The 14779-nt window shown below is 39.8% G+C and carries 16 protein-coding genes; 4 read left to right on the top strand and 12 right to left on the bottom strand.

Translation table 11 applies throughout. The features are described 5' to 3' along the window. Positions 1–547: 547 nt before the first annotated feature. From G6W42_RS05620 to G6W42_RS05600, 5 genes are read right to left on the bottom strand one after another with little or no spacing between them, the layout of a single operon-like run. Positions 548–889, bottom strand: coding sequence for a hypothetical protein (locus G6W42_RS05620; protein WP_194173266.1), 342 nt, complete (start codon positions 887–889; stop codon positions 548–550). A gap of 50 nt (positions 890–939) precedes the next feature. Next, positions 940–1371: a hypothetical protein gene (locus G6W42_RS05615; protein WP_194173265.1), complete on the bottom strand. Its 432-nt coding sequence runs from the start codon at positions 1369–1371 to the stop codon at positions 940–942. Positions 1372–1380: 9 nt separating this feature from the next. Then, a complete protein-coding gene (locus G6W42_RS05610) occupies positions 1381–2394 on the bottom strand; it encodes an alanine racemase (RefSeq protein WP_194173264.1) in 1014 nt (337 codons plus the stop codon). Next, positions 2387–2626: a CmeU family protein gene (cmeU, locus tag G6W42_RS05605; protein ID WP_004317595.1), complete on the bottom strand. Its 240-nt coding sequence runs from the start codon at positions 2624–2626 to the stop codon at positions 2387–2389. The genes G6W42_RS05610 and cmeU overlap by 8 nt, the downstream gene beginning before the upstream one ends. Before the next feature lie 2 nt (positions 2627–2628). Continuing rightward, on the bottom strand, positions 2629–3594 hold the full coding sequence (locus G6W42_RS05600; RefSeq protein WP_194173263.1) for a L,D-transpeptidase family protein: 966 nt from the start codon (positions 3592–3594) through the stop codon (positions 2629–2631). A 137-nt stretch (positions 3595–3731) separates the two neighbouring features. Here G6W42_RS05600 and G6W42_RS05595 point away from each other — a divergent pair, with 137 nt between their 5' ends. The 4 genes from G6W42_RS05595 (at position 3732) to G6W42_RS05580 (ending at position 7237) form a co-directional block, all read left to right on the top strand. Beyond that, positions 3732–4154, top strand: coding sequence for a copper chaperone PCu(A)C (locus tag G6W42_RS05595; protein ID WP_004317624.1), 423 nt, complete (start codon positions 3732–3734; stop codon positions 4152–4154). Then, on the top strand, positions 4154–4618 hold the full coding sequence (locus G6W42_RS05590) for a hypothetical protein (protein ID WP_004317570.1): 465 nt from the start codon (positions 4154–4156) through the stop codon (positions 4616–4618). Before G6W42_RS05595 ends, G6W42_RS05590 begins: the two co-directional genes overlap by 1 nt. Positions 4619–4627: 9 nt before the next feature. Beyond that, positions 4628–5170: an SCO family protein gene (locus G6W42_RS05585; protein WP_004317554.1), complete on the top strand. Its 543-nt coding sequence runs from the start codon at positions 4628–4630 to the stop codon at positions 5168–5170. Between the two features lie 117 nt (positions 5171–5287). After that, a complete protein-coding gene (locus G6W42_RS05580) occupies positions 5288–7237 on the top strand; it encodes a methyl-accepting chemotaxis protein (RefSeq protein WP_194173262.1) in 1950 nt (649 codons plus the stop codon). A 742-nt stretch (positions 7238–7979) separates the two neighbouring features. Here G6W42_RS05580 and G6W42_RS05575 read toward each other — a convergent pair. The 7 genes from G6W42_RS05575 to napA are packed head-to-tail and all read right to left on the bottom strand — an operon-like array spanning position 7980 to position 14579. Next, the gene (locus tag G6W42_RS05575) at positions 7980–8321 is read right to left on the bottom strand and encodes a chaperone NapD (protein ID WP_002939660.1); all 342 of its coding nucleotides are present in this window, start codon (positions 8319–8321) and stop codon (positions 7980–7982) included. Then, positions 8318–9253, bottom strand: coding sequence for a WD40 repeat domain-containing protein (locus G6W42_RS05570; protein ID WP_194173261.1), 936 nt, complete (start codon positions 9251–9253; stop codon positions 8318–8320). Before G6W42_RS05570 ends, G6W42_RS05575 begins: the two co-directional genes overlap by 4 nt. Beyond that, entirely contained in the window at positions 9250–9717 is a 468-nt protein-coding gene (locus G6W42_RS05565) for a 4Fe-4S ferredoxin (protein ID WP_194173260.1), read from the bottom strand. The genes G6W42_RS05570 and G6W42_RS05565 overlap by 4 nt, the downstream gene beginning before the upstream one ends. Then, complete coding sequence (locus G6W42_RS05560; protein WP_194173259.1) at positions 9717–10244, bottom strand: nitrate reductase cytochrome c-type subunit; 528 nt, start codon at positions 10242–10244, stop codon at positions 9717–9719. The genes G6W42_RS05565 and G6W42_RS05560 overlap by 1 nt, the downstream gene beginning before the upstream one ends. Next, positions 10241–11032: a quinol dehydrogenase ferredoxin subunit NapH gene (gene napH, locus G6W42_RS05555; RefSeq protein WP_194173258.1), complete on the bottom strand. Its 792-nt coding sequence runs from the start codon at positions 11030–11032 to the stop codon at positions 10241–10243. Before napH ends, G6W42_RS05560 begins: the two co-directional genes overlap by 4 nt. Continuing rightward, entirely contained in the window at positions 11029–11787 is a 759-nt protein-coding gene (gene napG, locus G6W42_RS05550; RefSeq protein WP_196779951.1) for a ferredoxin-type protein NapG, read from the bottom strand. The genes napH and napG overlap by 4 nt, the downstream gene beginning before the upstream one ends. Before the next feature lie 11 nt (positions 11788–11798). Continuing rightward, positions 11799–14579: a nitrate reductase catalytic subunit NapA gene (gene napA / locus G6W42_RS05545; protein WP_194173256.1), complete on the bottom strand. Its 2781-nt coding sequence runs from the start codon at positions 14577–14579 to the stop codon at positions 11799–11801. Positions 14580–14779: the final 200 nt, after the last annotated feature.

Below are 14779 nucleotides of genomic sequence, written 5' to 3'. Positions count from 1 at the left end.
TAAAATTTAGCAGTCGCTCATGCAAGCGTGTGAGACTTTAATAAATTTTAAAATTAGAGCTGGCATATCACGGCTCTAAATTTAGTGCTAAACATGGTGAAGCCTAGATTTAGTAGTCTGATAAGGCGAGCGAGTAAAGTTTTAAAATTTGTCTTGCGATGCATGCATTTTATTGAAATTCCAGTAACTTTAAAATTCCATGAACGAGTAATTTCGACTCTAAAATTTGAGCTAAGCTGTAAGCGAAGCCAAATTTTAGTAGTCAATTCTTGCGAGTGAATGAAATTTTAAAATTTGCAAAGCAACCTAATTAAATTTAAATGTTTATTTCTTTGTTAAGGGGGAAGAGGCTTGAATTACGATCTGCTTGCAGTTGCGAGCTAGTGAAGCAAAGAAGCTCCCTTCCCCCTTAACAATCCCCTAACTCCGACGACGTTAGAAGTGGCATGCAACAGTGGACGCACTGCATGCGGTTTTGTTAAAATTTACAAATACAGTTTGGCTAAAAACTAAATTTAAAAGCCAAAAACTGAATTAACCCCAAATTTCACTGGAGTCTTTTGCAGTCTTCGTCTCTTATGGTGTATTCAAAAAGTAGTTCGCCGTTTTCTGAGTAGAAAATTTCATCCAGGCTAACGCCGATACTTAGCATATTTAAAATTTCTTTGTCCTTGCAAGCGGTTCTTAAATTCTCTTTTTTTATAGCCTCGCTAAATTCCAAAAGCTCTTTTTCTTCAAGCCTTTTGATCTCTTGCTTTCTTGCGTGTTTAACGGCGTATCTGTAGATGAGCGTGTCGCCAACGTTTAAGATATCGTTAAGCGTTAGCGTCGGCGTGCAGATAAATGGGAGCTTTTTTTTGTAGTATGTTGCGTGATTTTTCGCTGCCATATCTGGCGTAATAGCCAGAGCTAGCGAACAAAAAACCAGAGCAAAAAGGGCTACTCGCAACTACTCTTATCCAGCTTCAAATCAAAAAGATGTCTGCCCTCAAAGCCATAGCTACCACTTAGCGTGATGCCGCGATTTAGCGCAGCTCTTGCCATGCCTGAGTTGCAAAGTGCCTCTTTTCCGTTTTGGTAAAATTCATCTTTTAAAGCCAAAATTTGAGCCTTGTTGTAGCCTTTTAACTTCTTTGTCTTAGTCTCATTTAAGACAAACTCGCCATGTATGTTTAGCCCGTCGCTACTTACATCTTTTAGCGTGATCATCTCATCGACCCTACTTGGTAAATTTGGCTTTGCAGTTTGGACGACAAAGGTTGGGATCTGCTTTGTGTCAAGCTGATTTAGTATCTGCTCATAAACTTTAAACTCACTCTCTTGCACGCCAAAAGCAAGGCTTGCAAGAGCTAATAAAACGATCTTTTTCACATATTACCTTTATATAAATTTTCTAGTGATATTTGGCGAGAGTTTGACCAAGATGTCGTAGTTTATCGTGCCAAAAAACTCCGCCCAAACGTTTGCGTCCTCAAAGACACAGACCCACTCGCCACTATCTTTACAGCTAAAGCTATCCATCGAAATTTTGCCAAGCACCATCTCGCCGTTTGCAAGTCTTAGCTCTCCTAGCCCGTTGTATCTTAGTAGCCCGTCGCCATATCCAAGATCATAAGTAGCGACATTTATGTCATCTTTAGCTATAAATTTAGCCCCATATCCCACACTTTGACCACTTTTTAAAACACGCCTGCTAACACGCTTTGCCCAAAGTGAAAGCACTGGCTTTAGCCCCAAAGAGCCATTAAACTGAGCATATCCATACTGAGCGATGCCAATGCGCACCATCTCATCTTCTATCTGGCTCGCTCTTTCAAGGGCAGCTGAGTTGTGAGAGTGAAAGATCGGTTTTTTTATACCAAACTCATCACAAAGAGCTAAAATTTTCGCCTTTGCGGCGTTAAAATTTTCTCTTTGCACGAAATAATCAGCATTTAGCTCATCGCTTGCGCGAAAGTGCGTATAAGCGCCAAGAAGCTCTAAATTTCTCCTGGCTAAAATTTCAAATGCATAATCAAGCTCGCTTATATCAAGCCCATTTCTATGCATGCCAGTGTCGATGGCAAGGTTGATCTTTGTATTTTCTTTTATCTTTAAAAGTGCGTCTATGTCGTTTATGGCGTAGGTAAATTTAGCACTCTCATCGCCTGTTGGGATGTGCGAGAGGATCAAGATATTTTCAAAGATATCAGCGATCTCATTTGCTTCAAATTCGCTCTTTACAGCGCAGTTTTTTATACCAAATTTCTTAGCCTCGCTAGCTATCAGCCTTACGCCGTGTCCATAAGCGTTATCTTTTAGCACGACGATCACTTTTTCTTTTCCACCAGCTTTGTCACAAATTTTAGTTAGATTGTGGATGTAAGCTGCTTTGTTTAGGCGTATCTCAGACATTGAAATTCACATTATAAGCTTTATAAACGTCAGGCAAGAGCTTTCTTACGTTGTAGTCAAATGCATAAAATTTAGCATAAATTTCTTTTAGATCAGCCTCTTTAACCTTGCTAAAGTCAAAGACATCAGTGCCATTTTTCTTTGGCACTTGGCGGTCTAGCTCAGCAAAAAAAGCAGACCTCGCCTCTAAAATTTTCTCTATCTTTTCTTTTACTTCTTGAGATTTTTCCACTTCTACTCCTCTATAAAAATTTTCATCTCATCGCCGTAAAGCTTGACGTAAAGGGTCTTTTGACCTGCAAATTTATGTGTATCCGAGGCATAATCCTCATAAAAGCTCACGCGAAAAAGTTTGTCGTTTTTAAGGTTTGGATAAGGTGTGATGAGAAAATTTGAAAAAACGATATGTTTTTTCTCTTTTTTAGAAAAGATCGCACGCTTCATATTTTTAAAATTTTCTAAGCTCATGCCGTCATATCGCTCAAAATCTTTATCATAAAATTTCAAATAGCTATCGATGTTACTCTCGCTCCAAGTCTTTTTCCAGTTAAGAATTCCAGAGATGATCACCGCTATGTCGTTCACGCTTGCTTCTGGGCGCTTGTCCTCATAGATAAAAGCGAGCGTTTTTTTGTGGTCTATCACTTCGTCAAATTTCATCAAAATGTCATTTTGCATAGCTACGCAGCCTTTTGTCTTTAGCTCATCTGTCCTTTGACCATCGAGCGGATAGCCATGTATCCAGATGCCACTGCCATTACGTTTGGCAAGTTTATCAAGTAAATTTGGATATGAAAGAGAAAAAGCAAGAGGTCCAAGATATCTGTCATTTGGCGTAAATCTACGTGTGAGCTGATAGACGCCAACTGGCGTTTTTAGGTCGCCCTCAAGCAGTTTATCGCCATTTTTACCAACGATGACGCTTGAGCTAAAGAGTTTTTTTGTAACTCCGTCTTTATAAGAGATGACCTCAAGCTCTTTATCAGTCTTATCAACCACGCTTAGAAGTATCTCGTTGTCGTAATATCCGTATCTAACGTCCTTGTCTTTGAGCTTGTTTAGCCAGTAGTCCTTACTTAAAATGTTCTTTTCAATGGCTTCTATGACAGCAGATGGACCATTTTTTAAGTAAATTTCTTCGTAATTTTGGGCAAAAAGACAAGGCGCTAACGCGATGAAGAAAAATAGTATCTTTTTCAAGTGAAGTGTCCCAAAAAGTAAAATTTAGTGCGTAATTATAACCTAAAAAATTTCAATTTTTAAATTTTAAAGGGAATTTTAGTTTCTTTATATGTATAATCTGAAAACCATTATTAATTTACCATAAAGGAAAAAATATGAAAAAACTTGTTTTTGGTGCTATGCTAGCAGCTTCTACTCTTATGGCGGCTGACATCAGCCTAGAAAATGTCAGAGCAAGAGACACAAAGCCTGGCACAAACAATAGCGCTATTTTTATGAATATCAAAAACGCTTCAAATGCCGATGTAAAGCTAGTTGGCGTTCATTCAAGTGTTTGCAAAAGCACTGAAATTCACACTCACAAGATGGAAAATGGCATGATGGCTATGGTTCAAGTTGAAGACGCCGTTATCCCAAAAAATGGCGAGACTAAGCTAGCACCTGGCGGTCTTCACATCATGCTTATGGATCTAAACAAGCCCATAAAAGATGGCGACAAGGTTGATTTGGAGCTTAAATTTAGCAACGGCGAGAGCATCAAGCTTGATAGTATCGGAGTAACCAAAAACTTTAAATAATGAAAAAAATTCTAATCCTTTTTTCACTCATCTTTATCGTAGCAGGCGCTTTTTGGATAGGTCATAAATTTATGGTCAGCAAAGAGGATCCGCCCGAATTTGCCGATATAAATACATCGCTTGATCCTCTAAAATGCGATCTAAACAAAGATGCTTGCGAGGTGAAATTTAATGGCGTTAAGCTAAAGATAGACATCTCGCCAAGACCGATCTTTGCGATGAGGCCATTTAGCTTTAAGATCATTAATGGCAAAAATTTAGGGCTAAAAGATCCAAATCTTGTAATCGATGGCATAAATATGAACATGGGTTCTATAAAGGCAAGGCTTGATCAAAGAGGCGATAATCTAATAGCCCAAGTCGTGCTAAGTGCTTGTGTGGTCGATCTTATGAGGTATAGATTTAAGCTGCTTGATGGCGAAAAAGAGACTGGATTTTTTGTAGATCTTGATCTAAAAATGTAAGGGCAAATGATGAAAAAGACACTTTGGGGCTTAATGATAATCTTAATATGTGCTGGTCTTGCGATGCTTTTTATAAAGCCAAACAAGTATGATTTTAAGGCGCTTTCAGAGCATGGCGAAGTGAGCCTTAAAAACTATAATGGCAAATATAAAGCGATATATTTTGGTTATCTTTACTGCCCCGATGTCTGCCCTACTACGCTCTCTCTTGTAGGCGATGAGCTAAATAAACTAAAAAGAGACGACTTTGAGCTACTTTTCATCACTCTTGATCCTGAGCGTGACACGCCTGAAAATTTAACCCTAATGGCAAAAAATTTCTACAAAGATGCAGACGGAATAAAGATGAATGATCTGCCAAAAGTCGCTAAAAACTACGGCGTAAAATACCAAAAAGTACGCCTTAAAAACTCTGCCATGGGCTACTCTGTCGCTCACAGCTCTGCTATCTATCTGCTAGATAAAGATGGGAATTTCTACGGCGAAATTTCAAATTTAACTAGTGAAAATATCAGAGAAAATCTTTTAAATTTGATAAAAAATAGACCTTAAATTTATCTTTTAGATCAAAACTTCTTATTTTTAAAGAAAAACTTCTTAAACAGCTATACAATTCTTTTTAAACTAGCCGATATAGAAAAAATGTAAATCATATGTAAAGGAATTCGTGTGAAGTCAATCACCAATAAAATAGCACTAATGCTAATAGTTGCTCTATGTATATCGTTTGTGGCTATGTCGGCCGCTAGTTACTATACTGCTCAGAGTAAAACCATCGAGCTAGTCATCCAATCTCAACGTCAAATTCTAAAAGATGTAAAAAACGCTATGAATACATTTTTTGACGAGAATACACATGCCGCAAATGGCATCGCCCAAAGGCTAGAAAAGTTAGAGGACAGAAGTCAGATAAATGAAATTTTAAGCACAGGCAAGCTTATCGTATCGCCTGAGATAGAGAGAATTTTTGTGGGATACGAGAGCGATGGTGCGATGTACCGCTCAAATGGCAAGAATGAGATGCCAAAAGACAATGGCTATGATCCAAGAACAAGAGACTGGTATAAGATCGCAAAAGGCGCAAAAGCAACTTTTTCTGATCCTTATAAATCATCAAGCTCAAATGCCATGATGATAGCATTTTCAGCACCTATCGGTGATAAAGGTGTCGCTGCCATGAATGCTGATATTTCAAGTCTCAGTGAAGAGATCATGAGTATCAGCAAGACTGATTATAGCTATGCTTACGTGATAGATAAAGATGGCAAGATCATCATCCACCCTGACAAAGATCTAGTCGGTAAAGACAATCCAACCACAAGCAAGCTGGTCGCTAGATATAAAAATAAAGAATTTAATGAAAACGGTCTAATTGCCTATAAAAACACAAAGGGTGAGGATAGATATGCTGACTTTATAGAGCTAAACGATCGTGGCTGGCTGGCCATATCTGCTATGCAAAAAGATGTATTTACGTCAAATACTATGCCCCTCCTAAAGATCCAGCTAATCCTAGCAGTGCTATTTATCGTTATCCTCTCAGCATTTGTCTATTTCTTACTTAAAAAGTCTCTTAACCCTATAAAAACTATCCAGTCTAAGCTTGATGATCTATTTAAATTTGTAACTTACGAAGCAAAAGCACCAAGCAAGCTAGAGGTAAGATCAAATGATGAATTTGGCGAGATGAGCAAGGCGATAAATGAAAACATCGACAAAGTCGTAGCTGGTATCAAAAAAGATAGCACTATGATAGATGAGCTAAACAAGGTAGCAAATTTAATGATCAAAGGCAACCTTGGAGCAAAGATAGGCTCAACTCCAAACAACCCATCGCTAAATGAGCTAAAAGAGCTACTAAATAAATTCTTTACATCTATCTCAGCAAATTTAAAGGGCATAACAAATGTTCTTAGCTCATATACTAAAAACGACTTTACTGCAAAGGTTGAGATAAACGAAGAGCTAGAGGCTGATTTAAAGGCTATGATACTTGGAGTATCAAATATGGGTGAAGTAATTTGCACTATGCTAAACTCAAATTTAAATGATGCTCAGATGCTTGAAGAAAAGGCTACAACTCTGGCTTTGGCTATGAAAGAGCTTACACAAGGTGCTAGCACACAAGCAAGCTCACTTCAAGAAAGTGCAGCAGCAGTTGAGCAAATGTCAAGCTCAATGAATGCCATCTCTCAAAAGACAGCTGATGTTATAAGACAAAGTGATGAAATTAAAAACATCATAACTATCATTAGAGATATAGCAGATCAAACAAACCTTCTAGCACTTAATGCTGCAATAGAAGCAGCCAGAGCAGGAGAGCATGGTAGAGGATTTGCAGTTGTTGCTGATGAAGTTAGAAAACTAGCTGAAAGAACTCAAAAATCTCTAGGTGAGATAGAAGCAAATACAAATGTATTAGCTCAATCAATAAATGAGATGAGTGAATCAATCAAAGAGCAAAGCGAAGGTATAAATATGATAAATCAATCAGTTGCTCAAATAGATCACCTAACAAAAGAAAACGTTGTAATTGCAAATAGGGCTAATGAAGTAACAAGCGATGTTGATAACATGGCAAAGACAATAGTAAGTGAAGTAAGAAAGAATAAATTTTAATCAAACTACTTCATAAATCTTCATAAACTCCAACCTGGTTTAGACTGGGTTGGGATTTTTTAAACTTTTTAATTCTAAACTTTAAATTTAACATACAAAAAGCTTCAGATAAATTTTAAAAATTTATGAGCGAGCATATCACGGCTCTAAATTTAGTGCTAAACGAAGTGCAGCCTAGATTTAGTAGTCTGCTAAGGCGAGTGAGTAAAGTTTTAAAATTTACAAAACAATTCAATTAAATTTGTAATTTTTTATCCAAAAGGGAGACAAGGGGACTCGAGTTACGAGGCCGTCCCCTTATCCCCCTTTTTAAATCCCCTAAACCCCTCGCACGTTAGAAGTGCATGCGATAGCACTATCGTGCCGCATGCGTTTTGCTATCAAGTAAGTTTTCGCAAATTTTAAAATTTCATGAACGAGTAATTTCGGCTCTAAAATTTGAGCTAAGCTGTAAGCGAAGCCAAATTTTAGTAGTCAATTCTTGCAAGTGAGTGGAATTTTAAAATTTGCGAAATGGATTTTTAAAATTTAAAGCTTTATTTCTTTGTTAAGGGGGAAGAGGCTTGAATTACGAAGTCGCTCCCTTCCCCCTTAACAATCCCCTAACCCCTACGACGTTATAGGTAGCATGCTTCAGTGCTTTGCACTGCATGCGGTTTGTGCAATAGAAAGTCAGGTAAATTTATCTAGATGCAGACAAGTGGCTTGAATTTAATAAGTTGCTAGAGTGACCGAGTAAATTTCACCTCACCTTATAATGCACGCTACCGCCATATGCGATGTCTTCGGCTTTTACATCATCGCTTGTTAAGATTTCACTTATCTTGCCGTTTGCTTCAAGCCTCTCTCTATTCTCCTGAGCGTCTTCTTGATAGCTATAAACCATCGCAACGCTCACCACGCCGCTAATGCCCTCTATCATCTTAAAAACTCTGATCTCATCTTCGATGCTCTCTGAGCTAACGACCACAACGATCCTATCTTCTGCGTCAGTGATGATCTCGCACTCTTTTAGCTTGCTTATCTCGCCTTTTACGCTCTCATTTTTATTATCTGTATAGACTATCAGGCTTGAAATATTCATCTAACTCTCCAAAATAAAATTTTCTTCTCATAAGCAGAGGTCACAACCTCGTTGTCGCTTATGAAAACTATGCTATTTATCGTGCTTTGACCAGTTTTTAGCATCGCGATCTTATCTAAAGTAACGCTATCAACTAAATTTACATCGCTCATCTCATCGCTCATATATGCAGCGATCTTGCCGTCGCTACTAAGCCCCACGCCATAAACCAAAAAGCCAGTATTTATCTTTTTTAGCGTTCCAGCAGAGAAGATGCCAACGATCCTGTCGGTGCCTCCACTTATCATGACGCCATTTTTATAAGCGATGTCGTAGATATTATCAGTGTGGATATCTAAAATTTTGTCCATTTTTTTAGTACGAACATTGTAAAAATAGACCTTGCCACTCTCACAAGCGATCGCTAGCGTGCCTCTATCCTCGCTTATCTCCATGTCTGAGAGCATTGCGATAGAGATCTTAAAACTATCATAAATTTCGCCACTTTTTAGGTTTAAAAAGTAAATTTCATTGCTGATTGAGGCAAGTGCTATATGCTCATCATCTAAAAATAGAGCCTTTTTTATCGCTTGATTAGCCATTTTTATGCTTCTTATCTGCCCATTTTCTCTTATATAAAGTACCTTTGTAACGTAGTCGCCCTCGCTTAGGATGAGTATCTTGCCATTTAGCTCATCGACATTTAAAATTTTTGGTCTTTCATGGTCGCTAACGTAGATTTTTATATCATCCATTTTAATAATCTCGTCAAATTTAGACTCTTTTGGATCATAAATTTCAACCGTGCCACCATCAGTTGCGATAAAAAGCTTGCCATTTATCAGCGTAGTATTAAGCACGTTTGCACTAGCTTCTATCTCTTTAATAGGCGTTGTGATCTCATTTGCAAAGACAAAATTTAACAAGCAAAAAAGAAAAAATAAAACTCTCATAAAGCCTCCATCTCAAGCGAATTTTTAAAACAAACATCAAAGCACTCGCCGCAGCTGACGCAATTTTGATTGATTATAGGGCGAAAAACACCAAGAAACTCAACTGCTTTAAATTTACAAGCATCAAGACAGTTGTAGCAAATCGTGTCATTCCACGCTAGGCAGCTAGCGACATTGATGCTAACCTTTGCATTTATGCTCTTCGGCGAGCTTAAATTTAGTGCCAGGTGACCGCTACTTTGACAAGCTTTCGCGCACTCTTCGCAAAAGTCGCAGCCTAGCTTTTTAACTTTAAAAACAACTCTTTCATTTTCAAAGCTAAGAAGCTCTTTTTCACAGGCACTTACGCAGCTAGCCTCACAGCCAGCGCAGTCAAATTCGCCGCTAAAAAAGGGTGGATCTATAAATTTGGGAGCAGGTTTTGCCCCCAAAATTTTACTAAAAAGCTCTCGCCTGCTTTGCATTATCTAACGCCGTCATTTAAGACGTCAAGTAAATTTGACTTATGTGAGCCGTTTTTATCTCTAAAGTCAGGCTTAAATTTATTGCCAACAAGCTGCGTTACGCCATTTTGTTGCTCGACGTGGCAAGTTGTGCAGTTATATCTCTCATCATCAAGCTTGCCTGCAAGATCTTTTTTATTTCTGATGTCATAAAGGTGAGAAGCCGGGATAGGAGTAGCTCCGCTATCTTTTGCAAACTCAGGCATGTGGCAGGTTACGCACATATTTGAATCTTTTGTGATAGGCACCAAACCCTCAGTGTCGTGTGGGATAAATGGAGGTGCATTTTCAAAAGATCTGTCAAATCTCTTTGCCATACCGGCTGGCTCTTTTGTGTAGTTGATGTCTTTTAAAACAACGTCTTTATCATCTAACAAATCGACATTTCTAAAGCCGATTTGCGAATCACTAATGCTTGGATTATTCAATGCACATGCCGCTAAAAAGGCAGCGCATAGTGCTCCAAGCGCCATTATTTTCATTTTCATTTTTCTCTCCTTAAATTTCTAATACTAAAATTTAACGCCCCGTCACCGCAAACGTCGATGCATCTACCGCAGCTTATGCACTCGCTTGAGCTAACCTCGCGGCTCTCTTTACCGATCATATCTAGCACTTGCACCTCTGGGCAGATGAGCTTGCACTTCATGCATTTTGTGCAGGCATTTGCGTCGTGTTTTACTCTAATAAGAGCCAGTTTTGATATCACAGCGTAAAATGCACCAAGCGGGCAGACATGTGAGCAAATTCCACGCTTTAGCACGAACATATCAAAGGCCACTATGCCAAGGGCGATGCCAATGGCACTAACTGAGCCATAAATAATGCCGCGCTGGATGATACCAACAAAGCTAATGCTCTCAAACGCTGGTAGCGAGAGAGCTAGGCTTAAGATAAGAGTGAGCGCTAGCAAGTAGTAGCGTAAATTTTTACTTACGTTTAAAATTTTTTCACCCTTAAAGCCAAATTTCTCTCTTAACTTGTAAGCAATGTCGGTTAGTAAATTTACTGGGCAAACCCACGAGCAAAATGCCCTAGAAGCGATGAGTGCGTAAAATGCAAAGACGATGATCGCACCGATTATTGCATTTATGCCTACGCTAAAGCCAGCCAGTAAAATTTGAAGCACCGCAAATGGATCGCTTAGTGGAATTTGTCCAAAAAGCGAAGATGAGCTTAAATTTCCGCTAAGTATCTTAACTCCATAAACATTTCCTAGGATAAATAGCACTAGGATAGAAATTTGAGTTATTCGTCTTAAGATTAAAAATTTCATAGCTCACCGCCATTTAGATAGTCAGTCGCCTTTTTGATGTCGAGCTTTATCTTGCTGTTGGCATCATCCACGCGCCTTTCATCTTCTTTTACCCAGCCTTTGACGTAGTTATCGCCAACTTTACCAAGCACAACCTCACGGTTTAGCACGGTAATGGCTGCTTTTTCGGTGATACAGGCTCGCTCGCATACGCCACAGCCCGTGCAGATATCACTATCAACTACTGGGAGTAAAAACGCATGCTTTTGCGTCCTTTCGTTGCGGCGATACTCGAGATATAGGGCTTTGTCTAAAAGCGGACAGGCTCTGTAGCAAGCATCACACTGTATGCCCCAGTATGCCACGCAGTTTTTCATATCGACCACTGCAACGCCCATTTTGGCTTTGTTGATATCGAGTTTGCCAGCTGTGCTAACTAAATTTGCGTCCAGTGCCCCAGTCGGACAGGCTGGCACGCAAGGGATATGCTCGCACATATAGCAAGGAATTTTTCTAGGCTCAAAATAAGGCGTACCAATACTTATGCCATCTTCAAGAGTAGCAAGTTTTAGCGTATCAAATGGACAGGCCTCTACGCAAAGTCCGCACTTGATACAGCTCTTTAAAAACTGCTTCTCCGCTTTCGCACCAGGCGGTCTAAGAAGTATAAGCGGTGAGGCTTTGGCACTAAGCGACCATATAAAGCCTCCACCAAGTGCCAAGATCGCTGCCTTAGCTCCAAATTTCAAAGCTTCACGCCTACTTGAAAATTCCATATCAGCCACTTTTACGCCTTGTAAATTTTAACCGCACATTTTTTATAGTCAGTCTCTTTTGAGATCGGGCAAGTAGCGTCAAGGCAGACTTTATTTATAAATACGTTTTCATCAAAGAAAGGCACATAAACAAGACCTACTGGTGGCTTATTTCTACCTTTTAGATCTACTCTTGCTTTTACCTTGCCACGGCGTGACTCGACCCAAACGATCTCGTTTTGAAGCACGCCAAGCTTTTTAGCGTCGTCTTCGTGCATGTAGCAAAGTGCCTCTGGAACGGCTCTATAAAGCTCAGGAACACGCATAGTCATCGTGCCTGTATGCCAGTGCTCTAGAACACGGCCAGTACATAGCCAGAATGGATAATCTTTGCTTGGCATCTCGCATGGATCCATGTAAGGGCGGAAGAAAATTTTCGCTTTGTTTGCAAGAGGAGTTTTCTCTTGATTTTTTACGCCTTTTAGATCGCCTGTTGGAAGAGCTGCGTTTTTGTTGCCGTAGAATGCAAATTTATCATTTGGAGCGGCTTTTTTAGCGTATGGGTCAAATTTAGTGTTAAATCTCCACTGAGTCTCTTTACCATCGACAACTGGCCATCTAAGACCTCTTACCCTGTGGTAAGTGTCAAAGTCAGCTAGGTCGTGACCATGGCCAACGCCAAATTTTCTATACTCTTCCCAAAGATATTTGTGGATGAAAAATCCATATCCTTTAAATTCTTTACCATCTGAGCCGATCACTTTTCTGCTGTCGCCAAAGACTTCTGTGTTGTCATAGTTTTCCATGATCGGATCGTTTGCGCTAAATTTCTTAGCATCTTCATTTGCAAAAAGCACGTCAAATAGCGTATCTTCTTCGCTATATCCCATAGCTTTTGCAGCCTCAAGCACGCTTGGAAGTGTCACTTTGTCATTTAGCTTTTTCTCGCCCCAAACATCTTTTAGTTTAAAGCGCTTACTAAACTCAAGCATCTGCCAGATATCAGGCATCGCTTCGCCAACAGGGAGTACTTGCTGTCTCCAGTGCTGTGTCCTTCTCTCAGCATTACCGTATGCACCCCATTTTTCGTAGATCATCGCAGTTGGGAGGATAAGGTCGGCTACTTTTGCAGAAATTCCTGGATAAGGGTCACTTACGACTATGAAGTTGTCCATTTCGCGAGCTGCTTTGATCCAGTGGTTTGCGTTTGCAGTGTTTTGCCATGGGTTATTTACTTGAACCCAGATAAATTTGACCTTGCCATCTTCAAGATCACGCATCATTTTTACGTAGTGTGAGCCTGGTACGGCATTTAGTGTGCCAGCAGGTAGTTTCCAAAGTTTTTCAGTGATCTCTCTGTGTTTTGGATTGCCAACAACCATGTCAGCTGGCAAGCGGTGAACGAATGTTCCAACCTCTCTTGCTGTTCCGCACGCACTTGGTTGGCCAGTTAGAGAAAAGGCACCTGAGCCTGGAAGTGCTTGCTTGCCAAGCAAGAAATGCACCATATAAGCTTGCTCATTTACCCATGTACCGCGTTGGTGTTGGTTAAAGCCCATAGTCCAGAAGCTAACGACTTTGCGATTTTTCTCGATGTAAAGATCAGCAAGTGCTTTTAATTTTTTCTTAAATTCATTGATATCTTCGTTTGGATCGCCTTTTGCTACCTTAGCTGTAAAGTCAAGTGTGTAAGGCGCAAGAGCTTTTTTAAACTCTTCAAATGTTATTTGCCAGTGATCGCCAGCTTTTGCAGCATTTTTATTTTCTAGTGTATCGCCAGCCTTTAGGCCAAGATAAGAAAGCGTGACGCCCTCAGCCTCGCTTAGCACCTTTGACTTCTCAGTCGCAGCTGTGTCTAGCTCGCTTGGAGCATATTTTTTGTGGTGGATGTCTGGGCGAAGACCATATCCGATATCAACTGGGCCAGCTGTGAAGACGCAGTGTTTTTTAACAAATTCTTCATCTATCATCTCAGGGTGGTTATAAACTATCTCACGAGCGATGTAGTTCCAGATCGCAAGGTCAGATGACGGAGCAAAAATGATCTCGATATCGGCTAAATTTGATGTTCTAGTTGAGTAAGTACTTAAATTTACGACCTTTACTCTATCAGGATCGCTAAGCTTTCTATCGCTCACGCGCGCCCAAAGGATCGGGTGCATCTCAGCCATATTTGCGCCCCAAGCTATGATGGTATCAGTTAGCTCGATGTCATCAAAGCAGCCTGATGGCTCATCGATACCAAAAACTTGCATAAAACCAAGAACCGCACTTGCCATACAGTGTCTTGCGTTTGGATCGATGCTGTTGCTTCTAAAGCCACCTTTCATAAGCTTAACAGCAGCGTAACCTTCTGGAATAGTATATTGACCAGAACCTAAAACTCCGATACCGTGAGGTCCTAGTTCATCATATGCTTTTCTAAACTGAGCTTCCATCACGTCAAATGCTTGCTTCCAGCTTACTTGCTTGAATTTGCCTTTTTTGTCAAATTCACCCTTTTCATTTACGCGTAAAAGTGGATGAGTGATCCTATCTTCGCCGTACATGATCTTAGCGTTAAAGTAGCCTTTGATGCAGTTTAGACCGCGGTTTACTGGCGCTTCTGGATCGCCTTTTACAGCTACTATCTTGCCCTCTTTTGTAGCAACCATGATGCCACATCCGGTTCCACAAAATCTACAGGCAGCCTTATCCCAACGCCAGCCTTTTTCAGCTTCGCTTGCCGCACTTAGCGAGCTTGGCACAGCGATGCCAGCACTAGCACAAGCAGCACTAGCTGCAGCACTTTTGATGAAATCTCGTCGATTCATTTTTTCTCCTTCAAAGATTTAAAACAAGGTTAGATAGATATTAGCTTTGAAAAGCTTATTTACCCCTGATTTACGTAGATAAAAATTTCAATAAACTTAAGGTATGAAATTACATATTAGTTTAAGAAAATTTATATAAATAGCCCTTTATAAAAGAGGAGAGATGATAATTTAAAGCAATTTTTTTATATATCTATAGG

This window comes from Campylobacter concisus (assembly GCF_015230015.1).
GTDB lineage: Bacteria > Campylobacterota > Campylobacteria > Campylobacterales > Campylobacteraceae > Campylobacter_A > Campylobacter_A concisus_AF.
Note: the sequence above shows the minus strand (reverse complement) of the source record. Positions and strands in the feature narration are given on the sequence as shown.

Coding starts and splice junctions, on each gene's coding strand:
- G6W42_RS05620 (WP_194173266.1), bottom strand. CDS start 889: ATGGCAGCGAAAAATCACGCAACATACTACAAAAAAAAGCTCCCATTT.
- G6W42_RS05610 (WP_194173264.1), bottom strand. CDS start 2,394: ATGTCTGAGATACGCCTAAACAAAGCAGCTTACATCCACAATCTAACT.
- G6W42_RS05595 (WP_004317624.1), top strand. CDS start 3,732: ATGAAAAAACTTGTTTTTGGTGCTATGCTAGCAGCTTCTACTCTTATG.
- G6W42_RS05590 (WP_004317570.1), top strand. CDS start 4,154: ATGAAAAAAATTCTAATCCTTTTTTCACTCATCTTTATCGTAGCAGGC.
- G6W42_RS05585 (WP_004317554.1), top strand. CDS start 4,628: ATGAAAAAGACACTTTGGGGCTTAATGATAATCTTAATATGTGCTGGT.
- G6W42_RS05575 (WP_002939660.1), bottom strand. CDS start 8,321: ATGAATATTTCAAGCCTGATAGTCTATACAGATAATAAAAATGAGAGC.
- G6W42_RS05570 (WP_194173261.1), bottom strand. CDS start 9,253: ATGAGAGTTTTATTTTTTCTTTTTTGCTTGTTAAATTTTGTCTTTGCA.
- G6W42_RS05565 (WP_194173260.1), bottom strand. CDS start 9,717: ATGCAAAGCAGGCGAGAGCTTTTTAGTAAAATTTTGGGGGCAAAACCT.
- G6W42_RS05560 (WP_194173259.1), bottom strand. CDS start 10,244: ATGAAAATGAAAATAATGGCGCTTGGAGCACTATGCGCTGCCTTTTTA.
- napH (WP_194173258.1), bottom strand. CDS start 11,032: ATGAAATTTTTAATCTTAAGACGAATAACTCAAATTTCTATCCTAGTG.
- napG (WP_196779951.1), bottom strand. CDS start 11,787: ATGGAATTTTCAAGTAGGCGTGAAGCTTTGAAATTTGGAGCTAAGGCA.
- napA (WP_194173256.1), bottom strand. CDS start 14,579: ATGAATCGACGAGATTTCATCAAAAGTGCTGCAGCTAGTGCTGCTTGT.